At 75.1% G+C, this 21,147-nt stretch carries 19 protein-coding genes and 2 pseudogenes; 8 read left to right on the top strand and 13 right to left on the bottom strand.

The genetic code is table 11. The features are described 5' to 3' along the window. Positions 1-10 precede the first annotated feature (10 nt). Entirely contained in the window at positions 11-790 is a 780-nt protein-coding gene (locus BM414_RS05865) for a sporulation protein (RefSeq protein ID WP_093578507.1), read from the bottom strand. Then, positions 772-2,625 carry a SpoIIE family protein phosphatase gene (locus tag BM414_RS05860; RefSeq protein WP_217644565.1) on the bottom strand — a complete coding sequence of 618 codons (1,854 nt, stop codon included), beginning with the start codon at positions 2,623-2,625 and terminating at the stop codon, positions 772-774. The genes BM414_RS05865 and BM414_RS05860 overlap by 19 nt, the downstream gene beginning before the upstream one ends. 92 nt (positions 2,626-2,717) lie before the next feature. Between BM414_RS05860 and icmF the strand changes: the two genes are divergently transcribed. From icmF to BM414_RS05845, 3 genes are all read left to right on the top strand, one after another. Beyond that, complete coding sequence (gene icmF / locus BM414_RS05855) at positions 2,718-5,954, top strand: fused isobutyryl-CoA mutase/GTPase IcmF (RefSeq protein WP_093578506.1); 3,237 nt, start codon at positions 2,718-2,720, stop codon at positions 5,952-5,954. Next, entirely contained in the window at positions 5,947-6,702 is a 756-nt protein-coding gene (locus BM414_RS05850) for a helical backbone metal receptor (protein ID WP_093578505.1), read from the top strand. The genes icmF and BM414_RS05850 overlap by 8 nt, the downstream gene beginning before the upstream one ends. Positions 6,703-6,788: 86 nt before the next feature. After that, positions 6,789-7,913, top strand: a complete 1,125-nt coding sequence (locus BM414_RS05845; protein ID WP_093578504.1) for an NDMA-dependent alcohol dehydrogenase — start codon at positions 6,789-6,791, stop codon at positions 7,911-7,913. Between the two features lie 62 nt (positions 7,914-7,975). Here BM414_RS05845 and BM414_RS05840 read toward each other — a convergent pair whose 3' ends face one another. The 8 genes and pseudogenes from BM414_RS05840 to BM414_RS05805 form a co-directional block, all read right to left on the bottom strand. After that, the gene (locus tag BM414_RS05840; RefSeq protein WP_093578503.1) at positions 7,976-8,554 is read right to left on the bottom strand and encodes a GNAT family N-acetyltransferase; all 579 of its coding nucleotides are present in this window, start codon (positions 8,552-8,554) and stop codon (positions 7,976-7,978) included. A gap of 107 nt (positions 8,555-8,661) precedes the next feature. Continuing rightward, on the bottom strand, positions 8,662-9,090 hold the full coding sequence (locus BM414_RS05835; protein WP_093578502.1) for a hypothetical protein: 429 nt from the start codon (positions 9,088-9,090) through the stop codon (positions 8,662-8,664). Between the two features lie 230 nt (positions 9,091-9,320). Further along, complete coding sequence (locus tag BM414_RS05830) at positions 9,321-9,890, bottom strand: hypothetical protein (protein WP_093578501.1); 570 nt, start codon at positions 9,888-9,890, stop codon at positions 9,321-9,323. Between the two features lie 25 nt (positions 9,891-9,915). Further along, positions 9,916-10,684, bottom strand: a pseudogene (locus BM414_RS05825) (SDR family NAD(P)-dependent oxidoreductase). Between the two features lie 51 nt (positions 10,685-10,735). Next, positions 10,736-11,662 (bottom strand): prenyltransferase/squalene oxidase repeat-containing protein, encoded by a 927-nt coding sequence (locus BM414_RS05820; protein ID WP_093578500.1) that lies wholly within the window; start codon positions 11,660-11,662, stop codon positions 10,736-10,738. Next, complete coding sequence (locus BM414_RS05815) at positions 11,659-12,021, bottom strand: VOC family protein (protein ID WP_093578499.1); 363 nt, start codon at positions 12,019-12,021, stop codon at positions 11,659-11,661. Before BM414_RS05815 ends, BM414_RS05820 begins: the two co-directional genes overlap by 4 nt. A gap of 28 nt (positions 12,022-12,049) precedes the next feature. Next, positions 12,050-12,409 carry a VOC family protein gene (locus BM414_RS05810; RefSeq protein ID WP_217644562.1) on the bottom strand — a complete coding sequence of 120 codons (360 nt, stop codon included), beginning with the start codon at positions 12,407-12,409 and terminating at the stop codon, positions 12,050-12,052. A gap of 28 nt (positions 12,410-12,437) precedes the next feature. Continuing rightward, positions 12,438-12,686, bottom strand: a complete 249-nt coding sequence (locus tag BM414_RS05805; protein ID WP_093578497.1) for a hypothetical protein — start codon at positions 12,684-12,686, stop codon at positions 12,438-12,440. A gap of 127 nt (positions 12,687-12,813) precedes the next feature. On the opposite strand from BM414_RS05805, the gene BM414_RS05800 reads away from it, so the two are divergent. The 3 genes and pseudogenes from BM414_RS05800 to BM414_RS31730 form a co-directional block, all read left to right on the top strand. Next, complete coding sequence (locus BM414_RS05800) at positions 12,814-13,254, top strand: flavodoxin family protein (protein WP_093578496.1); 441 nt, start codon at positions 12,814-12,816, stop codon at positions 13,252-13,254. A gap of 25 nt (positions 13,255-13,279) precedes the next feature. Then, positions 13,280-14,650: an FAD-dependent oxidoreductase gene (locus BM414_RS05795; RefSeq protein WP_093578495.1), complete on the top strand. Its 1,371-nt coding sequence runs from the start codon at positions 13,280-13,282 to the stop codon at positions 14,648-14,650. Beyond that, positions 14,587-15,144: pseudogene (locus tag BM414_RS31730) on the top strand (DUF3237 domain-containing protein); the annotation flags it as partial. The gene BM414_RS05795 and the pseudogene BM414_RS31730, both read left to right, overlap by 64 nt. 50 nt (positions 15,145-15,194) lie before the next feature. Here BM414_RS31730 and BM414_RS05785 read toward each other — a convergent pair. Beyond that, positions 15,195-16,370 carry a MalY/PatB family protein gene (locus tag BM414_RS05785; protein WP_245784519.1) on the bottom strand — a complete coding sequence of 392 codons (1,176 nt, stop codon included), beginning with the start codon at positions 16,368-16,370 and terminating at the stop codon, positions 15,195-15,197. Beyond that, positions 16,367-17,380 (bottom strand): LLM class flavin-dependent oxidoreductase, encoded by a 1,014-nt coding sequence (locus tag BM414_RS05780; RefSeq protein WP_093578494.1) that lies wholly within the window; start codon positions 17,378-17,380, stop codon positions 16,367-16,369. Before BM414_RS05780 ends, BM414_RS05785 begins: the two co-directional genes overlap by 4 nt. A 153-nt stretch (positions 17,381-17,533) precedes the next feature. Here BM414_RS05780 and BM414_RS05775 point away from each other — a divergent pair, with 153 nt between their 5' ends. Together BM414_RS05775 and BM414_RS05770 are read left to right on the top strand one after the other, a co-directional pair. Beyond that, positions 17,534-18,178, top strand: coding sequence for a QsdR family transcriptional regulator (locus BM414_RS05775; protein WP_245784518.1), 645 nt, complete (start codon positions 17,534-17,536; stop codon positions 18,176-18,178). Next, on the top strand, positions 18,175-19,281 hold the full coding sequence (locus BM414_RS05770) for an alpha/beta hydrolase fold domain-containing protein (protein WP_093578493.1): 1,107 nt from the start codon (positions 18,175-18,177) through the stop codon (positions 19,279-19,281). The genes BM414_RS05775 and BM414_RS05770 overlap by 4 nt, the downstream gene beginning before the upstream one ends. 1 nt (position 19,282) lies before the next feature. Here the strand turns inward: BM414_RS05770 and BM414_RS05765 are convergent, their stop codons facing one another. Next, positions 19,283-21,016, bottom strand: a complete 1,734-nt coding sequence (locus BM414_RS05765; protein ID WP_175551438.1) for a GAF domain-containing SpoIIE family protein phosphatase — start codon at positions 21,014-21,016, stop codon at positions 19,283-19,285. Positions 21,017-21,147 lie beyond the last annotated feature (131 nt).

Genomic DNA, 21,147 nt, shown 5'->3' with positions numbered 1-21,147 from the left:
CGGTCGAGCGTCAGAACCAGCCGCGCCGGCCACCGAGCTGGCGGACGGCTGCGTCGAGCTGGGCGGCCACCGCCGAGACGTCGGTGTCGCCGTGCGAGAGGTGCAGGCGGGCGCCCACGTCGCGGCCCTCGGTCAGCAGGCCGCCGCGGCGGTCGACCTCGAGGACGACCTCGACGCCGTGCGGGGAGGCCAGGAAGGTCACCTCGAGCTCGTTGACCCGCCCGCGCAGCGACGACGGCGGGGCGAACTCGACCTCCTGGTAGAAGGGCAGGTCGCTGCCGGCCAGCCGGCCCTTCTCCACGTCGGCGCCGCGGAAGGCGAAGCCCAGGCCGGTCAGCGCCTGGATGACCGTGCGCTGCACCGGCAGCGGCTCGACGGTGACCGCGTCGAGGTCGCCCGGGTCCGTGCCGCCGGGGATGTCGACCCGGGTGCGCAGACCGATCTTCACCCCGCGCAGCGACCAGCCGTCGAGCGAGGTGAACGGGCACTGCCACGGCACCGGGAAGCTGAACGGGACCGCCGCCCGGGCGCCCGCCTCGATCCGGCCGGCGCCGGCGATCGGCGCGGTGCCGAAGGTGACGTTCTCCTTCCACTCGTGGTCTCCGCTCTCCACCTCGACGGTGGCCTGCAGGGACACGCGGAGCTCGTTGATCTCCTGGGCGACCTGGCCGCCGGTGAGGTGCACGGTGCCGGTGACGGTGCCACCGGGGGTGGTCGTCGGGTTGTCGAGGACGGCGTCGACGGTGGCGTTGCCGGCGCCGAGCTTCGCCATCAGGTTGCGGAAGGCCATGGGGGAACAGCTCCGTTCGGTTCGGGGACGGCGGGCACTCTGACACCACGCCCCGGACCTGGCGAGGGGTTCCCGCGCGGCCGGTCGCCGGCGGGCAGCACCCGCAGCGCCAGCAGGGCGACGTCGTCGGACCGGTCCGGCGCCAGCCGGGACAGCAGCGCGTCGCACACGTCGTCGGCGGGGCGCCCGGGCAGGTCCGCGGCGGCGTCCAGCAGCCGCGCGAGGCCCGCGTCGAGGTCGGCGTCGCGGCGCTCGACGAGGCCGTCGGTGTAGAGGACGACGGTGCTCCCCGGCGGCAGCGTCTCCTCGACGTCGGTGCGCAGAGCGCCGGGACGGACGCCCAGCAGCAGGCCGCCCGCCCGGTCGAGCAGCCGGGGCCGCCCCGCGGGCGGGACGAGCAGCGGCGGCGGGTGCCCCGCGGTCGACCAGGTCAGCGACCGCCCGCCTCCGCCCTCGGCCGCGGGACCGACGCAGGCGAGCACGGCGGTGACCAGCGTCGAGACGCCGAGGTCGGCCAGGGCGCGGTCGAGCGTGCCCAGCACCCGCGACGGCGGCCCCGACACCGCGTGCGCGATGCCGCGCAGCAGGTTGCGCACCTGGCCCATGACCGCGGCCGCATCCACGTCGTGGCCGGTCACGTCGCCGATCACCAGGGTCGTGCCCGCGCCGCCGGCGAACACGTCGTACCAGTCCCCGCCGACCTCGGCCTCGCGCGCGGCCGGCCGGTAGCGGACGGCGACGTCGAGACCGGGCCGGTGCGGCGGCTCGGTGAGCATCGAGCGCTGCAGGCTCTCGGCCAGATTACGGGCCACCGAGGCGGCGCGGCGCTCGTCCTCGAGGCGTCCGACGCGTTCCAGCGCCTGAGCGGTCTGCACCGCGACGGCGTCCAGGACGCGCACGTCGTCGTCCTCGAGGGACTGCGGCGTGCGCCAGCCGACGGTGAGGGAGCCGAGCAGCCGGCCACCGGACCGCAGCGGGAGGGCCGCCCACGCCTGCAGCCCCGGCTCCGGCGGCGGCTGGGCCCCGGCGTGCGGCACGAGGACGGCGCGACCGGCGGCGGCGACCGCGGCGGGGTGCTGCGCGCCGGCGGCCACCCGGGAGCCGAGCAGTCGTCCCGGCGCGGTGAGGACGAGGTCCCCGGTGCCCGGCTCCGGCAGGGCGAGCACGAGCAGGTCGGCGCCGAGCACCTCCCGGCCGTGCCCGGACAGCCGGGAGACCAGGTCCGCGCGCGTCTCCGCCGCCGCCAGGGCCGACACGGTCGCGGCCAGACCCGCCAGCGCCCGCGCGGTGCGCCGCTGCCGCTCGCCGAGCGCGCGGAGGTCGGCGTTGAGCTCCTCGAGCTCACGCGTGCGGCGGTACAGGTCGGCCTCCACGTCGGCCACCCGCCGCTGCCCGCGGTCGACCTCGCCGCGCGCCTCCTCCCGCTGCCGCACGTAGTCGGTGATGTCGTCGGAGCGGTGCAGCAGGAAGGCGACCTCCCCCTCCTCGTCGAGGACCGGCACGTGCACCGGGCTCCAGTAGCGCTCCTCGAAGCCGCCGCCGGCCCGCGGGATGTCGTACTTCTGGATCGGCATGACGACCGGACGGCGGGTCTCCAGCGCCTCCTCGAGGGTGGCCCGCAGGTTGACCAGTCCGTCCGCGGCGGGGTCGTCGGGCGGCATGGGGAAGGCCTCGAACAGGTGCCGTCCGACCTGGTCCTCGAGCGTCGTGCCGGTCGCCTCCAGACGGGCCCGGTTGGCGTGCACGATCACGAGGCCGGGGGTCAGCAGCAGGAACGGCGCGGGCGCCGCGTCGAAGACGCGCGCCCAGTCCGGAACCGGCAGGTGCTGACCCACCGGCCCATCCTCCCCGGCGAGGGGACCGTGGACACGCCGGGGCTACCGGAGAGTAGTTGGACGTCCTACTAAATCGGGCCTACCGTTCGGGCATGGCGTCCGCGGAGCTGCACGTGCCCGTCCACCCCGTCCGGTTCGTCACGGCGGCGAGCCTGTTCGACGGGCACGACGCCGCGATCAACGTGATGCGGCGGCTGCTGCAGAGCCAGGGCGCGGAGGTCGTCCACCTCGGCCACGACCGCGGCGTCGACGAGGTGGTGCGGGCCGCCGTCGAGGAGGACGTGCAGGGCGTCGCCGTCTCCAGCTACCAGGGCGGGCACGTCGAGTACTTCAGCTACCTCAAGGAGCGCCTGGCCGCGGCCGGGGCGGGACACGTGCAGGTGTTCGGCGGCGGTGGGGGCGTGATCGTGCCCGAGGAGATCGCGCTGCTCGCCGAGCGCGGCGTGCGGGTGTTCAGCCCCGAGGACGGCGCCCGGCTCGGCCTGCCGGGGATGATCAACGAGCTCGTCCGTGCCTGCGACGTCGACCTCGCCACCGAGGGCCCCGACGTGGACGCGCTGCTCACCGGCGACCCGCGGGCGCTGGCGCGGGCGATCACCGTGCTGGAGGCCGGCGCCGACGAGGCGCTGGCCGCACGGGTCCGTGAGGCCGCCGCCGGGCGCACGGTGCCGGTCCTCGGCATCACCGGCACCGGCGGGTCGGGCAAGTCCTCGCTCACCGACGAGCTGCTGCGCCGGCTGCGCCGCGACCAGGAGGACAAGCTGCGGGTCGCCGTCGTCGCGATCGACCCCAGCCGCCGCCGGGGCGGCGGCGCGCTGCTCGGCGACCGGATCCGGATGAACGCGCTGGAGTCCAGCGAGGGATCGCACACCTTCTTCCGCTCGATGGCCACCCGCACGGCTGGCGCGCAGGTGCCCGGACACCTCGACGACGTCCTCGCCGCGGTCAAGGCCGCCGGCTTCGACCTGGTCGTCGTGGAGACGCCGGGCATCGGGCAGGGCGACGCGGCGATCGTGCCCTTCAGCGACGTCTCGCTCTACGTCATGACGCCGGAGTTCGGCGCCGCCTCGCAGCTCGAGAAGATCGACATGCTCGACCTCGCCGACGTCGTGGCGATCAACAAGTTCGAGCGGCGCGGAGCCGAGGACGCGCGCCGCGACGTCGCCCGGCAGATGGTGCGCAACCGCGAGGCCTTCGGTCAGCCGTGGGAGGGGATGCCGGTGTTCGGCACCAGCGCCGCCCGCTTCGACGACGACGGCGTCACCGCGCTGTACCAGCACCTCCTCGGGCTGCTCGTCGAGCAGGGCCTGCCCGCCGGCGCCGGGGTGCTGCCGCAGGTCGACGTCCGCGCCTCGACCGGGCTGACCAGCGTGGTGCCGGCCTCGCGGGCGCGGTACCTGGCGGAGGTGGCCGAGGCGGTGCGGGGTCACCACCGGGTCACCGAGGAGCAGGCCGCCGTCGTCCGGCGCCGCCAGCACCTGACCACCGCGGCCGAGGTGCTCGACGGGGATGCGGCCGAGGCCGCGCGCGAGGCGGCCGCCGCCGCCGACCGCCAGGTGCTGCCCGAGGTGCGGGCGCTGCTCGACGAGTGGCCGGCGCGGGTGGAGCAGTACTCCGGCGACGAGTTCGTCTACACCGTGCGCGGCAAGGAGATCCGCACGCCGCTCAAGCGGCAGACGCTCAGCGGGACGGCGGTGCCGCGGGTCGCGCTGCCGCGCACCAGTGACGCCGGCGACCTGCTGCGCTTCCTGCGCCGGGAGAACCTGCCGGGCTCCTTCCCGTACACGGCCGGCGTCTTCCCCTTCAAGCGGGCCGGCGAGGCCCCGGCGCGGATGTTCGCCGGCGAGGGCGACGCGTTCCGCACCAACCGGCGGTTCCGGGTCCTGTCGGCCGGCAACGAGGCCACCCGGCTGTCCACGGCGTTCGACTCGGTGACCCTCTACGGCCGCGATCCGCAGCCGCGGCCCGACGTCTACGGCAAGGTCGGCACCTCCGGCGTCTCGATCGCCACGCTCGACGACATGCGGGTGCTCTACGACGGGTTCGACCTGTGCTCGCCCACGACGTCGGTGTCGATGACCATCAACGGGCCCGCGCCCGCCGTCCTGGCGATGTTCCTCAACACCGCGATCGAGCAGCGGCTGGACGCCTTCCGCGCCGACGAGGGCCGCGAGCCCGACGAGGCCGAGGCCGAGGAGATCCGCGCCTGGGTGCTGGCCAACGTCCGCGGCACGGTGCAGGCCGACATCCTCAAGGAGGACCAGGGCCAGAACACCTGCATCTTCTCGACCGAGTTCGCGCTGCGCTGCATGGCCGACATCCAGCAGTGGTTCATCGACCACCGGGTGCGCAACTTCTACTCGGTGTCGATCTCGGGCTACCACATCGCCGAGGCGGGGGCGAACCCCATCAGCCAGCTCGCCTTCACGCTGGCCAACGGCTTCACCTACGTCGAGGCGTACCTGGCGCGCGGGATGTCCATCGACGACTTCGCGCCCAACCTCTCGTTCTTCTTCTCCAACGGCATGGACGCCGAGTACACGGTGATCGGCCGGGTGGCCCGCCGGATCTGGGCGGTGGCGATGCGCGACCGCTACGGCGCCGGCGCCCGCTCGCAGCAGCTGAAGTACCACGTGCAGACGTCGGGCCGGTCCCTGCACGCGCAGGAGATGGACTTCAACGACATCCGGACGACGCTGCAGGCGCTCTGCGCGATCTACGACAACGCCAACTCGCTGCACACCAACGCCTACGACGAGGCGGTGACGACGCCGTCGGAGCACTCGGTGCGCCGAGCGCTGGCCATCCAGATGATCATCGACCGGGAGTGGGGACTCGCCGGCAACGAGAACCCGCTGCAGGGCTCGGCGGTCGTCGAGGAGCTCACCGACCTGGTCGAGGAGGCGGTGCTGGCCGAGTTCGACCGGATCGCCGAGCGCGGCGGCGTGCTGGGCGCCATGGAGACCGGTTACCAGCGCGGCCGCATCCAGGACGAGTCGATGCTCTACGAGCACCGCAAGCACGACGGCAGCCTGCCGATCGTCGGCGTCAACACCTTCCTCGACCCGCACCGGGACGAGGCCCCGCCGAGGAAGGTGGAGCTCGCCCGGGCCACCGAGGCGGAGAAGCAGTCGCAGCTGGACCGGCTGGCCGACTTCCAGGCCCGCCACGCCGACGAGGCGCCCGCCGCGCTCGCGGCGCTGCAGGAGGCGGCGACGTCGGGCGGCAACGTGTTCGCCGCGCTGATGGACGCCGTCCGGGTCTGCTCGCTGGGCCAGGTCTCCGAGGCGTTCTTCGAGGTGGGTGGCCAGTACCGCCGGAATGTCTGAGGACGACCTGGGGGAGCCGGTGCCGCTGGCGGGGCCGGCCCGGCGGGTGGTGTCGCTGGTGCCCTCGCTCACCGAGGCGCTGGCGGTCACCGTGCCCGAGCGGCTGGTGGGCGCGACCGACTGGTGCGCGCACCCGGCGGACCTCGACGTGCCGCGCGTGCGGGGGACCAAGAACCCCGACCGTGCGGCGATCGAGGCGTTGCGGCCGGACCTCGTGGTCTGCAACCGGGAGGAGAACCGGCGCCTCGACGTCGACCGGCTGCGCGCCGCCGGGATGGCGGTGTGGGTGACGGTGATCGAGTCGGTGGACGACGCGCTGGCCTCGATGCGCCGGCTGCTCACCGAGGCGCTGGCCGTGCCCGAGCCCGGCTGGCTGACGACGGCCGCCGCCGAGTGGGCGCGCCCGGTGCCGGCACCGGCGCTGCGGTGCGCCGTGCCGGTGTGGCGGGACCCGTGGATGGTCGTCGGCCCCCGGACCTTCACCGGCGACGTGCTCGCCCGGCTCGGGCTGGTCAACGTCTTCGACGCGGGGGAGGACCGCTACCCGCACGTGCCGGTCGACGACGTCCTGGCCGCGCGGCCCGACGTCGTCCTGCTGCCCGACGAGCCGTACCCCTTCACCACTGACGACGGCCCCGAGGCGTTCCCCGGCGTCCGCTCGGTGCTGGTGTCCGGCCGGGCGCTCACCTGGTACGGCCCCTCGCTGGCCACCGCCCGCGCCGAGCTGCTGGCCGCGATCCGCAGCTGACCGACTCCCGCGAGTGAGTGTCTGTCGTTACCCTCCGCTTCCCAGTGTGGCCACTCCATCCCTCTCGGATGCAGCGAGGAGCAGCCGTGAAGACACGCAGTGCCGTACTCCACACCCAGCCCGGCCGGTACGAGGTCACCGAGGTCGACCTCGACGGACCCCGTGAGGGCGAACTGCTCGTCAAGATGGCCGCCGTCGGGCTGTGCCACACCGATGACCACGACGTCCCACCCGGGAGCGCCCCGCCCCTCCGGCTGCCCCTCGCCGGTGGCCACGAGGGCGCCGGCGTCGTCGTCGGCGTCGGACCCCACACTCCCGGGTGGGCCGAAGGGGACCACGTGGTGCTCAGCTTCGTGGCGGTCTGCGGACGGTGCCGGATGTGCTCGACCGGCCGGCAGAACCTCTGCGACCTCGGCGCGCGACTGTTCACCGGTGCCCGGATCGAGGACCCGAGCAGCTTCCGGATGTCCTACCAGGGCAGGCCGGTGGGCCAGGCCTACGGCCTCGCCGCGCTGAGCGAGCACACCGTCGTCGACGCCCGGTCGGCGGTGAAGATCGACCCCGACCTGCCGCTGGACAAGGCGGCGCTCGTCGCCTGCGGCGTCCCCACCGGGTGGGGATCGGTCACCAAGATGTCCGACGCCCAGAGCGGCGACGTGGTCATCGTCATGGGCGTCGGCGGGATCGGGATCAACAGCGTGCAGGCTGCCCGGGCCATCGGCGCCCGGGCGGTCATCGCCGTCGACCCGGTCGAGTTCAAGCGCGAGACCGCCAAGCAGCTGGGCGCGACGCACACCGCCGAGACCATGGCCGAGGCCACCGAGCTGGCCCGGTCCATGACGAACGGCCAGGGCGCCGACGCGGCCGTCGTGGCCGTCGGCGTCGTCACCGGCGACCACATCGCCGAGGCGGTGGCCTCCATCCGGAAGGCCGGCACGGTCGTCCTCACCGGTACCGGGAGCATGCGCCAGGCCGGCGGCATCCCGATCAACGGCACGATGTTCACGGTGTTCCAGAAGCGGCTGCAGGGCGCGCTCTTCGGCGGGTGCAACCCGCGGTGGGACGTCCCCAACCTGCTGGCCCAGTACGTGGCCGGCACGCTCAAGCTCGACGAGCTCATCACGCGGACCTACTCGCTGGAGCAGGTCGCCGAGGGCTTCGACGACATGAAGGCCGGCCGGAACATCCGGGGGGTCGTCCTCTTCGACTGAGCGACCGGCCGGGCGCCGATCGGGGGCGCCCGGCCGGCGGCTGGTCGCACTGCTCTCAGCCGTCAGGGGAGGGCGCGGCGCATGAGGACGCGGGGGAAGCCCCCGGCGACGGCGTCGGTGTCCGCGGCCTTGGTGAAGCCGGCCTTCTCGAACAGGCTCCGCGTGCCGACGTAGGCCATGGTCAGGTCGACCTTCCGGCCCTCGTTGTCCACCGGGTAGCCCTCGACGGCCGGGGCGCCGTTCGACGCGGCGTACTCCACGGCGCCGCGGACGAGCGCGTGCGCGATCCCCTGACCGCGGTGGCCGGGCCGCACCCGGACGCACCACAGCGACCACACGGGCAGGTCGTCGACGTGCGGGATCTTCCGCGAGCGCTCGAAGGGGAGCTCCGCCCGCGGCGCGACGGCTGTCCAGCCGACCACCTCGCCGCCGTCGTACGCGAGCACGCCCGGGGCGACCGGGCGGCCGGTCAGCTCGCGGACGAACTCCCCGCGTGCCGGCCCGACCAGCTCGCGGTTGGTCCTGGAGTCGAGCCGGTGGCTGAGGCACCAGCAGACGTTCGCGTCCGGGTTCCTCGGACCGAGGACCGTCGCGACGTCGTCGAACCGCGCACTCGTCGCCGGGGCGACCTCGATGGCCATCCGGCCACGCTAGGGCCGGCGACGGCGCCCGACCACGCCCCGCCGCCCGGACGTGCCCCGCGGCCCGTCCTGCGCCTCGCCGCACGTCCTCGCCGTCGCCGTCGCCGTCAGCACTCCAGCCCGCCCTCGGCGACGCCGACGTCGATGCAGTCCAGGTCGCTGGCGAAGGACACCCGCTCGGCGGCGGTGAGGGCGCCGGGTTCGAAGCGCACGACGATCCAGCCGGAGAGGTGGGCCTCGCCGGCGAAGCTCCGTGCCAGGGCCACGGCCTCGTCGCGGTCGGCGAACCGGTACACGGTCAGCGCGTCCGACCGCACCGCCTGGATGCAGGGGACCTCCTCGTCGCAGACCTCGTCGGTCGCCCAGCGCCCCCCGGGCAGTGCCGACGGGTCGCCCCCGCTGTCCACGAACCTCCCGAGGTCGACGTGGCGCCGGCTGCTGTCGTCCTCCAGCCAGTGGTAGGCCTCGACGAGCCCGGCGCCCGCCACCAGGCCGACCGCCAGGCCGACGCCGGCCCAGAGACCTCGGGGCATCATCGCGCTCTCCTCCGCCCGCTCGCGCCCGCCGGGCCCGCCGGGCCCGCCGGACCCGCCGGACCCGGCGGGCCCATGCTGCGCGAGGCCGGGCTCCGGCGGCAGTGCGCCACACCCCGACGGGCGACGTCGGCGGGCTCCGCGGTCCCCGGGTGTCGACCTGTGGCGGTCTGCGCCCCCTGGGCCGACCGCAGGTCGACGACGGGCGGTCGGCCCCCGGCCGGGTCCTGCGCTCAGCGTCCGGGCTGCACGCCGGCCAGGAAGCGCTCGACGACGGCCGTCCACCGCTCGCGGGCCTCGTCGTTCGCCTCGAGGCTCGGCACGCCGATCTGGGTGGCCACGAGCGACGCCGTCCCGTTCCTCTTCGGCTCGCTCGTGACCACGACCGACGAGCCGTCGACGGCCCTCGTCCGCCAGGTGATCCGCCGGTCGGTGCCGCTGACCTTGACGTCCCCGCCGGCGAGGACCTCCTGCACCCCCGCGTCGCCGTCGGCGAAGGCCCGCCACCGCTCCATGAGCTCGGCCATGCCGAGCGACGTCGCCCTGCTCACGCTGTACTGGAAGGTGCCGTCGGGGCGCTGGCCGGGGACGCGCCGGCCGATGTGCTGCTCGTAGGCCACGGTCACCGACTGCGTCCACCAGCCGCGCTGCGCGAAGTCGTCGCCGAGCTCCTCGTACACCTGCAGCGCGATCTGCCCGTGGTCGAGGTCCTGCGCGCCGATGCCGTCCATGAAGCGGAGCCACTCGTCCCACGTCCGGCCCGTCGCTCGCTCGACCGGCCCGATCCGGGGATTCGTCACCACGGACGGGATCCTGCCGGATGCCAGGTCAGCCCGGGTGCCCCCGCAGCGGCTCGCCGACGCAGCGGCGGTGCAGCCGGCGGAGCTGGCGTGGGTCGACGCCGACCTCGCCGGCCACCGCGGCCACCGTCGCGCCCGCCGCCAGCCGACGCCGGACGGCCTCGGCCCGGACGTCGCTGACGAACGCGTGCGGCGTCGCCCGCCGCGTCGGGCCGACCGTGTCCCGGTAGGCCGGCAGCTCGCGGGACAGCACCGGGGCGCCGCCGCCGAACAGCCCGGTCCGGAAGGCGCCCGGCTCGACGACGACGAAGCGGTCGCCGGGCACCTCGTCGGCGAGGGTCTCGGTGAGCAGTTCGAGCGCCGCCTTGGTCGCGCAGTACACGCTGAAACCCGGCACTGTGACCTGCCCGCCGGAAGACCGGCAGCACCGCCCGGGTGAGCGCGGCCGGGGCGACGACGTGCAGCTCGAACAGCGCGCGGAACTCGTCCTCGGTGGTCTCCTCCAGTGCGCCGACCTGCGTGCGGCCGGCGTTGTTCAGCAGGACGTCGAGCCGCCCGACCCCGGCGACGACGTCGCGGACCGTCCGCTCGGCGACGTCGAACCGTGCCACCTCCAGGACGTCGAGCACCAGCGGCACGAAGCGGCCGGGCGAGTCCTCGGACGCCAGGGCCGACAGGCGGTCCGCCGAGCGGGCGACGCCGACCACCGTGTCGCCGTGCGACAGGGCGGTCCGCGCGATCGCCTCGCCGAAGCCCGAGCTCGCGCCGGCCACCAACCACGTCCGCGGGTCCGTCATGGCCCGGGACGCTAGGGCCCATCCCGGGCGCCCGGGGAGGACGTTCCTTGCTCAGTTCCCGGCCCAGCGGAGCACGCGCAGCGCGCGGAGGGTGTTCCAGCGGCTGGGCGGGCCGTCGCCGTCCTCGAGCGGGAGGTGCACGGCGCCCTCGTGGGGGTCCTCGAGCAGCCAGGTGCCGTCGGGCTGCTGCTTCTCGCGCAGCAGCTCCAGCGCCTCGGTCAGCCGCGGGTCCGGTGTGCCGCCGGCATCGCGGAGGTGGTCGAGTGCCCGCAGCACGTCGTGGTGCCGGTACGGCGGGAACGAGAGGGACAGGTAGCCGGGGGAGACCACCTCGCCGGTGCTGCGCCGCCGGAACAGTGACCGATCGAGCAGGTACTCCTCCCCGCGGGAGCGCGCTGCCGCGGTGTCCGCGCCGGTGGCGCGCTCGTACGCCAGCAGTCCCTCGAGCACGTTGGGAGTCGAGTCGAACGACGACCGCGTGTTGCCGTACTCGGTCCAGCAGTTCCACCCCCCGTCGTCCAGTTGCTCGTCGAGGAGTCGTCGCACGATGCCGTCGACGTCCTCGCCGAGCCACGCGCCGACGGCGACGGTCCGGCCGTTGATGCAGGCCTCGACCTCGCCGTCGAAGAACCGCTGCCCGGCGTGCTCCCAGCGGCAGTTCTCCCGCACGAGTGCCGCCGTCTCGCGCGCCGCAGGGGAGCCGGGGTCGAGACCGAGATCGCGCAGCAGCACGAGGGTGGGGAGCGTCGCCGTCCAGGGCTGGCCGCCACCGCCGTCCCACCCCGACGCCGGGAAGCAGGCACCGCCGGCCCACTGCCCGTCCGGGTCGCGCAGCGCGAGCAGCCGGGCGCCCCAGCCCTCGGTGGCCACCCGTGCCCGCTCGGCGGCGACGACGTCGGCCGGGGCGTCGAGCAGGTCGCGCACGACCTGCCACCGGATCGCGGGGTCGCCGTCGAGGAGCCAGTCCACCACCGTCACGAGGCGGGGCTCTCTGCGTCGACCGGGGCGCCGCCGAAGCCGATCTCGTTGCCGTCGGGGTCGCGGTAGGTGACCTTGCGGACGCCGTTCCCGTACGTCTCCCGCGACGTGGGCTCGAGACCGCGTGCCCTCGTGGCCGCGACCCGTCCGTCGAGGTCGTCGACGAAGACGGTGACCCTCGCGTGCCCGGCATGGTCGGGCTTCAGCTCGGTGTGGACGTACCGGTGCTCGGCCAGCTCCCACACGACCTCGACGTCGTCGGGCACGAAGGCCGGCTCCGAGCCGAACAGGCGCCCGTACCAGTCCAGCGCACGCTCGCGGTCGCCGACGGGGATCCCCGCGAAGAGGTCGACGGTCATGGCCGGACGCTAGCGAGCAGAGCTGACGTCAGGCGGGCTGCAGGAACTCCAGGCGGTTGCCGAAGGGATCGTGCGCGTGGACGCGGCGGAAGCCCGGGAAGTCGGCGTCCCAGGTGACCTGCTGCCCGGCGGCGCCGAGGCGCCGCACCAGCTCGTCGAGGTCGCTGACGAGGATCCCCGGGTGGGCCTTGCGGGCCGGGACGAAGTCGTCCTCGACGCCGAGGTGCAGCTCCAGCCCGCCGGCGCGGAACCACGCGCCACCGCGCGCGGCCAGCACCGGCGGCTTCTCGACCTCGGTCATCCCGAGCACGCCGGCGAAGAAGGCCCGCGCGGCCTCCTCCTCGCCGCGCGGCATGGCCAGCTGTGCGTGGTGCAGTCCCTCGAACACGGCCCCGACCCTGCCACCTCCGCGGAGGTCAGCGGCCGGCAGGCGGGGCATCGTCCCGGTCGGAGACGAACGTGCCCAGGGACCCGCGCTCGGAGAAGGCCGCCCACGTGTTCAGCGCGGTGATCCCGACGACCACGGCGCACCAGGACACGAGGAAGGCGAGGCCGCCGCCGCTCGCGTCCCCGAACTGCGTGATGCCGAAGGCGAGCATCCCGACGCCGACGACGATCCCGAGGACGGCGGCCGGCCTGCTCGGCTTGTAGCGGAAGGAACTCACGGCGGGGGGCCTCTCCTGTCCGGTGCGTCCGACTCGATCCGGCGGGCACCGTGCGTCCCCCTGCCGCCGGCGATGATCATCGGGGAGCCGGCCGCACCGCGCACGCCGGCGGCGCAGGATGGCGGGCATGCCGCGGCTGCTCGTCGTCCACCACACGCCCTCGCCGAACCTGCAGGCGGTGCTGGAGGCGGTCCGCGAGGGCGCCGCGATGGTCGAGGAGGTCGACCTCGAGGTCCGCCCGGCGCTGTCGGCCGGCCCCGCCGACCTGCTCGCCGCCGACGGCGTCGTGCTCGGCACCCCGGCCAACATCGGCTACATGAGCGGGGCGCTCAAGCACTTCTTCGACACCGTCTACTACCCCTGCCTCGACGCGACCGTCGGCCTGCCGTTCGGCGTCTACGTGCACGGCGGCGACGACACCGCCGGCGCCCTCAAGGCCATCGGCACGATCACCGGCGCCCTGCGGTGGAAGCAGGTCGCCGCCCCGCTCAGCCTCACCGGCGCGTCCACCAAGGAGGACCTGGAGGCGGCGCGGGAGCTCGCCGCCACCGTCGCGGTGAGCCTGTAGCCCCGGACGGCCATAGCCTGCCGGGGTGAGCACCCGACTCGTCGTCATCGGAGGCGACGCCGCAGGCGGCAGCGCGGCGTCGCAGGCCAGGAAGCGGCGGCCCGACCTCGACGTCGTCATGTTCGAGCGCGGCCGCGCGACCTCCTACTCCGCCTGCGGCATCCCGTACTGGATCTCCGGCACCGTCGACACCGAGAACGACCTGATCGCCCGCACGCCCGAGCAGCACCGCGCGGCCGGTCTGGACGTCCGCATGCGGACCGAGGTCGTCGGCATCGACACCGACAAGGGCGTCGTCCACTGGCACGACCTCGACGCCGGCACCGAGGGCACCGAGCCCTACGACCAGCTCGTGTACGCCACCGGCAGCGTCCCCATGCGCCCGCCGGTGGAGGGCATCGACGCCCAGGGCGTGTACGGCGTCCAGGTCCTCGACGACGGCGTCGCGCTGCGCACCGAGCTCGACAGCGGGCGCGTGCAGAAGGTGGTGGTCATCGGCGGGGGCTACATCGGCCTGGAGATCGCCGAGGCCTGCCGCGTGCGCGGGCTCGACGTCACCGTGGTGGACAAGTCGCCGCAGCCGGTGGGCACCTTCGACCCGGACATCGGCCGGTACATCGCCGACGCCGTCCGCGCCGAGGGCATCGAGCTGGTCCTCTCCGACGGCGTCGCGGGCATCGACGTCGGCCCCGACGGGCGGGCGCGCGCGGTGGTCACCGAGAGCGGCCGCGAGCTGCCCGCCGACCTCGTCGTCCTCGGGCTCGGGGTGCGGCCGAACGTGCGGCTGGCGCAGGAGGCCGGCATCCCGCTGGGCACCTCCGGCGGGATCGCCGTCGACCAGCGGATGCGCACGCAGGTGCCCGGCGTGTGGTCGGCCGGCGACTGCGTGGAGTCGGTGCACCGGCTGTCGAAGCAGCGGGTGGTGGTGGCCCTCGGCACGCACGCCAACAAGCAGGGCCGGGTGGCCGGGATCAACATCGGCGGCGGCTACGCCACGTTCCCCGGCGTCATCGGGACGGCGATCACGAAGATCTGCGCGACCGAGGCCGCCCGCACCGGACTGTCGGAGGCCGAGGCCGATGCGGCCGGGTACTCCTTCGTCGCCGCCGCGGTCGACTCCACCACCAAGGCCGGCTACTTCCCGGGCGCCAGTCCCATCCGGGTCAAGATGATCGCCGAGCGGCGCAGCGGCCGGCTGCTCGGCGCCCAGGTGGTCGGCCAGGAGGGCGCGGCCAAGCGGGTCGACGCCCTGGCCATCTGCATCTGGAACGAGATGACCGTCGACGAGGTCCTCTCCCTCGACCTGTCCTACGCCCCGCCGTTCGCCCCGGTGTGGGACCCGGTGCTCATCGCCGCCCGCAAGGCGTTCGAGGCGGTGGAGGCCGACGCCCGGTGAGCCGGGCGGAACGGACGCGGTCCCCTCGACCTCCACACCGTGGCAGCGGGATCTCCGGGCCCCGGGCGGGCGCTCGGCCCGCCCTCGTCCCGAGGGGGGACGCCGTGCCGTACCTGGTGCCGGAGTTCGACCACCACGCCGACCTCGAGCCCCATGTCGTCGGGCCCGGGCCGTACGGGGAACCGCATCGAGGGGACGATCACCGGCGGCGAGGTCTCGGGGACCGCCTGAAGGGCACGCTCATGGGCGGGAGTGCGGACTGGATGCTGGTCGGTGCCGACGGGTTCGGCCGGCTCGACGTGCGGACGACGATGCAGACGGTGGACCGGGCCCACGTCCACCTCCAGTACGCGGGGCTCCTGCAGCTGACCCCGGCTGTGGTCACGCTCGTGCAGGGCGGGGGCACGGCGACGGACTTCGGCGACCAGTACTTCGTCACCACCCCGCGGCTGGAGACCGGCGACGAGCGGTACGCCTGGGTGAACCACACGGTCCTCGTGGCCGAGGGACGCCTGGTGCCCGGGAAGCGGGTGGAGTACCGCGTCTACCGGGTGGCCCCAGGGGAGGACGCGACCTGGCGGGGTGGGAGCGCGGCGCCCATCTGCTCGACGATGCGCCGCAGCACCGGCTCGGGCGTGGCCAGGTTGAGCCGCACCGCGCCCCGGCCGGCGGCGCCGCACCGGGCGCCGTCCACCACCGCCACCCCGGCCTCGCGCAGGAGGTGGTCGCCGGGGTCGGGCACGCCGAACCCCTCCAGCCAGGCGAGGTAGGTGCCCTCCGGCGGCCGGTGGCGGATGCCGGGCAGGTGCTCGGCGACCAGGTCGGCGAGCAGGCGGCGGTTGCGGTCGAGGACGCCGAGCACCTCCTCGAGCCAGCCCAGCCCCTCGGTGTAGGCGGCGACGTTCGCGACGGCGCCCAGCGTGGAGGCGCCGTGCTCGGCCTCGTGCCCGACCTCGGCCCACAGCTGCGCGTCGGCGTCGTTGCTGAGCACCAGCTGCGCGCACTTGAGGCCGGGCAGGTCCCAGGCCTTGGACGCGCTGGTGGCGGTGAGCGTGTGGCCGGCGGTGGTCTCGCCGAGCGAGGCGTAGGGGACGTGCCGGTGACCGGGGAAGACCAGCGGCGCGTGGATCTCGTCGGAGAACACCCGCCCGCCGTGCCGGTCGACCACCTCGGCGATCGCGGTCATCTCCGCCGGCTCGAGCACCCGGCCGACCGGGTTGTGCGGGTTGCACAGCACCAGCAGGTGCCCGCCGGCGCGGAAGGCTGCGTCGAGCGCGTCGAGGTCGTACACGAACCGGTCGCCGTCGCGGGCCATCGGCACCTCGAGCACCTCCCGGCCCAGGGCCGGCGGCACCTCGAGGAACGGCATGTAGGCCGGGGTCGGCAGGACCACGGGCGACCCCGGCCGGGACAGGTGGGTGATCGCCGCGGACAGGCCGGCGAGGACGTCGGCCAGCGGCCGGATCCGCTCCGCCGGCACCTCCCACCCGTGCCGGCCGCGCAGGAAGCCGGCCGTCGCCCGGGACAGGTCGTCGGCGAGCCAGTCGGGCAGGTAGCCGAACAGCCCGCGGTCGACGGCGGCGTGCAGCGCCCGGGTGACCGCGGGCGCGGTGCCGAGGTCCATCTCGGCCACCCAGGCGCCGAGCGCCTCCGGGTGCCGCGACCACTTGAGCGAGCCCTGCGCGCGGAGGGCGGTGACCGCGGCGTCGGCGTCGGTCACCGGGGGGACCAGCCCAGCAGCGGGCCGAGGCGCTCGGCGGTGTCGGTGAGGATCTGCGTGTAGTCGGCCTCGGCGAAGCTGAACGGCAGGGCGAACACCACCTCGGTCACCTCGCGGAAGCCGGCGTGCGCGTACAGCGCCTCGGCGATCTGCTCGGAGGACCCGACCAGGTCGGGCGCGTACAGCAGCCGCGCCGGCCCCTGCGGGCTGCCGGTGCGCGGGGTGCGCGCCTCGACGTAGGCGGCGTAGCGCTCGCGCTGGTCGGGCGTCGCGCTGTCGGTGGGGATGACGACCAGGCCCTGCGACACCCGCCCGGCCGGGTTGGCCTCGCGGAAGGCCCGCACCTGCGCGGCCTGGATCTGCGCGAAGTCGGTCGAGCCATCCTCGGCCTTCACCACGCTGCTGGTCAGGAAGTGCATGCCGGCGTCTCCGGCCCACTCCGCCGACCGGGTGCTGCCGCCGCCGTACCAGAGGCGGTCGCGCAGGCCGGGGGAGTGCGGCTGCACCCGGTCCGACCACTCCTCGACGACGCCCTCGCGCCCGGCGAACGACGTCGCGGGCTCGCCGGCGACCAGGCGCAGCAGCCGCTCCACGCGCGTGTAGGAGAAGTCCTCGACGTCGGCGGTGTCGGGGTAGAGCGCGTCCTTGACGTCGTCCCAGTGCATCGGCGGGCCCACGCTGACGCCGGGGTTGAGCCGGCCGCCGGAGAGGACGTCGACGGTGGCGAGGTCCTCGGCCAGCCGCAGCGGGTTCTCCCAGCCCAGCGGCGTCACCGCGGTGCCCAGCTCGATCCGCGAGGTGCGCTGGGTCAGTGCGGCGAGGACGGCGACCGGGGAGGAGATGCCGTACTGCAGGTGCCGGTGGCGCAGCCACGCGCTGTCGAAGCCCAGCTGCTCGCCGAGCTCGACGGTCCGCAGGGTGGTCTCGTGGCCGCCTGCGGGGTCGGCGGGGTCGAACAGGCCGATGGTCAGGAAGCCGAGTCGCTCGAGCGGGACACCGGGGGCGGGCATGCACCGGATCCTGCCCGCCCCCGGCTCGTCGGTCCCAGGCGGGCGTCGAGGGCGGCGGTGAGGGCGCCGGCAGTGGTGTATACGGCCTCCCTGCGGCGCAACACCTGCTGGATCGTTGCGCCACAGTGAGCCACGCCACTACGGTCAGCCGCTGTGACGACCGCCGCGGTCCCCGCCACCCGTCTCGGGCGGGCGCTCCGCGACGGCGTCGACGACGACGGCCCGATGCGCGCCTTCCGGCTGGCGCGCCGCACCTTCCTCGCCGGCACGCGCGTGGACATGAGCCCGCTGGCGGCCGGCCTGGGCGTGGACCGGGCGACGCTGTTCCGCTGGGTCGGCAACCGCGACCAGCTGCTCACCGAGGTGATCTGGTCGCTCTTCGTCCCCACCTGGCGCCGGGCGGTGGAGGAGGCGCACGGCGAGGGCGCGACCCGGGTGGTCGACGCGCTCACCCGCTTCACCCGCGACGTGTGCTCCTCGGAGCCGTTCCGCACCCACCTGCGCCGGGAGCCCGACCGCGCCCTGCGGCTGCTCACCACCCGCGCCGCCGACTACCAGGTGCGGGTGACCGGTGCCTTCGCCGAGCTGCTCACCGCCGCAGAGGCCGCCGGTGCCGTCCTGCCGCTGCCGGTACCTGACACCGCCTACGTGCTGACCCGCGTGGCGGAGTCCTTCGTCTACGCCGACCTCATCGCCGGCGCCGAGCCCGACGCCGCCAAGGCCGCCGTCGTCTACGCCGCCCTGCTCCGCTGTCCTGCCCCGCCCACCCCGTCGTCACCTGCCCTGGAGGAACCGTGACCGCCACGTCCGACCGCACGTCCATCCCGCTGCCCGGCCGGCTCGGGGACCCCGGCGCCGAGTACCGCACCGACCCCCGCGCCGACCGGCGGCTGCGCGAGGCCCTCGCCCGCTTCGGCCTCGACGCCCAGGCCGCGGCCCCGCCGTTCCCGCGCGACACGCCGCTGGAGGACCGGCTGGCGTTCGTCCGCGGTGCCCACGACGCCTTCGAGGGTCTGTACGCGGCGGTCGCCCAGGAGGAGACCCACCGGGACGACGTCGTCCGGGCCGTGCGCACCGCGCCGGGCCGGGACGGCGACGAGATCCCGCTGTACGTCTTCCGGCCGGCCGGCACGGAGGGGCAGGCGCTCCCCGGGCTGGTCTACGTCCACGGCGGCGGCATGACGATCCTCGACTGCGACAACCGCCTGCACACCCGCTGGTGCGAGGACCTCGCCGCCACGGGCCTGGTCGTCATCGCCGTGGACTTCCGCAACGCGGTCACCACCGACGGCCACGCGCCGTTCCCGGCGGGCCTGCACGACTGCGCCGACGCGCTCACCTGGCTCGACGCGCACCGCGACGAGCTCGGGATGACGTCCCTGGTGCTGCAGGGCGAGTCCGGGGGCGCGAACCTGTGCCTGGCCTCGGCGCTGCTGGCCCAGCGCGAGGGCCGCCTCGGCGCCATCGCCGGCGTCTACGCGATGGTCCCGTACATCTCCGGTGGCTACGGCTGGGACGAGGAGACCAAGCGCGCCGAGCTCCCCTCGCTCGTGGAGAACGAGGGCTGGTTCCTCAACACGCTGATGATGGACGTGCTCGTGTCCACCTACGACCCCACCGGGGAGCACGCCCGCGACCCGCTGGCCTGGCCCTACTTCGCCACCGTCGAGGACCTCACCGGGATGCCGCCGCACGTCGTGTCGGTCAACGAGCTCGACCCGCTGCGCGACGAGGGGATCGCCTACTACCGGAAGCTGCAGGCGGCCGGCGTGCGCGCCACCGGCCGGGTGAACCTGGGGCTCACGCACGGTGCCGACTCGATCTTCAAGACCGCGGTCGGCGACGTGTACGACTCCACGGTCGCCGACATCTCCCGGTTCGCGCGGAGCCTGGCCGGCTGAGTCAGCGCACGCGGACGGCGAGCAGCGCGACGTCGTCGTCGGTGGAGCCGCGCACGCCCTCGAGCAGCAGGTCGAGCAGGTCGTCCAGCGAGCCGCCCTCGTCCGCCGCGAAGTGGGCGGTGAGCTGGGCGATGCCCTCGTCGAGGTCGGTGCGCCGGCGCTTGACCAGCCCGTCGGTGTACAGCAGCACCGTGCTGCCCGGCGCCAGGTCGACGGAGTGGGTGTGCCGCTGCCGCGCGGGGTCCAGCCCCACCAGCAGGTCCGGCTTCGAGGCGAGCACCTCGATGCGGCCGTCGGGGGTGCGCAGCAGCGGCGGCGGGTGCCCGGCGTTGCTCCACGACAGCACCCGGCGCCCGTCGTCGGTCCCGTCGACGCGGCTCACCAGCGCGGTGGCCAGCGCCCCGGTGCGCAGCCCCGCGACGGCGGCGTCGAGCCGGTCCAGCGCCCGCGCCGGGGGTCCCCCGCCCTCGAAGGCGAAGCCGCGCAGCATCGACCGCAGCTGGCCCATGGTGGCCGCGGCCGCGACGTCGTGGCCGGTGACGTCGCCGATCACCAGGACCGTGGCGCCGTCGGAGTCGTCGAAGGCGTCCCACCAGTCGCCGCCGACCTGCGCGCCGGCGCTGCTGGGCAGGTAGCGCGCGGCCAGGTCCAGACCGGGCGGGTCGGGCAGCTCGCCGAGCAGCGCGCGCTGCAGGGTGGTGGCCACCGACTCCTGCCGGGCCAGCAGCACGGCGCGGGCCACGGCCTGGGCGGTGTACCCCGCCAGCGCCAGGACCAGCCCCTGCTCGACCGGGCCGAAGGCGCGCGGCGCGTCCCAGACCAGGCTCAGCGTGCCCGGCAGCGACCCGGCGACCGGCAGGGGCAGGTGCGCCGACGCGCCCACCGGGCCGGGGACCGGCAGCGGCGGCCGGGCGGACGGGAAGCGCTCAGCGGTGGCCGCGGCGTCGGGCAGGAACACCGCGCGGCCCGTGGCCAGGGCGGCCGACGGCGGGTGCTCGGTGCCCAGCGGCACGGAGCCCGCGTCGCCCACGGCGGCCGTGCTGCCGGCGTGCCCGGGCGTGGGCACCAGCCGCAGCCGGCGGGTCGCCGGGTCGACCAGCGCCAGGCAGGTCCAGGAGGTGCCGAGCACCTCGGCGGCGGCCGCGGTCACGGCCGCGGCGACGTCGGCCAGGGTGACCGCGTCGGCCAGGGTGTCGGCGAATCGCAACAGCATGCGGGTCTGCTCGCCGACGCGCTCGGCTGCTCGCCGGGCGGTCTCGGCCTCGCGGGTCAGGGCGCGCAGCCGCAGCTCCGAGGCGGCCAGCCCGGCGACCTGGGTGAGCACCGCGACGTCGGCGTCGGTCCAGTCGCGGGGGCGGGAGTCGATCGCGCACACGGCGCCGACCACGTCGCCGTCGGGCCCGACCAGCGGCACGCCGCAGTAGGCGATCACGCCGAGGTCCTCGATGGCGCGGTTGGCCGACAGGACCTCGACCTCGCGGGCGTCGCGGACCACCAGCGGCTGGGCCGTGGACCGCACGTACTGGCAGAACGAGTGGCTCAGCGGCGTGCTGCGGCGGACCTGCCACTCCGGCGGGAGGCCGACCGCACCGGGGAACACCTGCTCGTCCGGGCGCACGAGCGAGACCAGGGCGGTGGGGACGTCGAGCAGTGTCCGGACGAGGGCGACCAGCCGGTCGAAGTCGGCGTCGGCGATCCCCCTCGGGTCGTCGGTCCCGCCGTCCGTGCTGGTCACGGGGTCACGGTAGTCGCCGGCCGGCACCGTCCCGGCGTCCACGTGCCTTCCACCGGGCACGGGCCCGCGGAGGGGGCCACGCTGTGTTCGCCGGCCCGTCGGCGGGTCGTTCACCCGCGTCGGCTGGGGTC

This window comes from Geodermatophilus amargosae, from assembly GCF_900116515.1.
Taxonomy (GTDB): domain Bacteria; phylum Actinomycetota; class Actinomycetes; order Mycobacteriales; family Geodermatophilaceae; genus Geodermatophilus; species Geodermatophilus amargosae.
The sequence above is the reverse complement of the archived record's forward strand: the minus strand, read 5'-3'. Positions and strand labels throughout refer to the sequence as shown.

What these genes read in the sequence shown, in the direction of transcription:
- BM414_RS05865 (WP_093578507.1), bottom strand. Translation starts at nt 790, where the DNA reads ATGGCCTTCCGCAACCTGATGGCGAAGCTCGGCGCCGGCAACGCCACC.
- icmF (WP_093578506.1), top strand. Translation starts at nt 2,718, where the DNA reads ATGGCGTCCGCGGAGCTGCACGTGCCCGTCCACCCCGTCCGGTTCGTC.
- BM414_RS05850 (WP_093578505.1), top strand. Translation starts at nt 5,947, where the DNA reads ATGTCTGAGGACGACCTGGGGGAGCCGGTGCCGCTGGCGGGGCCGGCC.
- BM414_RS05840 (WP_093578503.1), bottom strand. Translation starts at nt 8,554, where the DNA reads ATGGCCATCGAGGTCGCCCCGGCGACGAGTGCGCGGTTCGACGACGTC.
- BM414_RS05835 (WP_093578502.1), bottom strand. Translation starts at nt 9,090, where the DNA reads ATGATGCCCCGAGGTCTCTGGGCCGGCGTCGGCCTGGCGGTCGGCCTG.
- BM414_RS05815 (WP_093578499.1), bottom strand. Translation starts at nt 12,021, where the DNA reads ATGACCGTCGACCTCTTCGCGGGGATCCCCGTCGGCGACCGCGAGCGT.
- BM414_RS05800 (WP_093578496.1), top strand. Translation starts at nt 12,814, where the DNA reads ATGCCGCGGCTGCTCGTCGTCCACCACACGCCCTCGCCGAACCTGCAG.
- BM414_RS05780 (WP_093578494.1), bottom strand. Translation starts at nt 17,380, where the DNA reads ATGCCCGCCCCCGGTGTCCCGCTCGAGCGACTCGGCTTCCTGACCATC.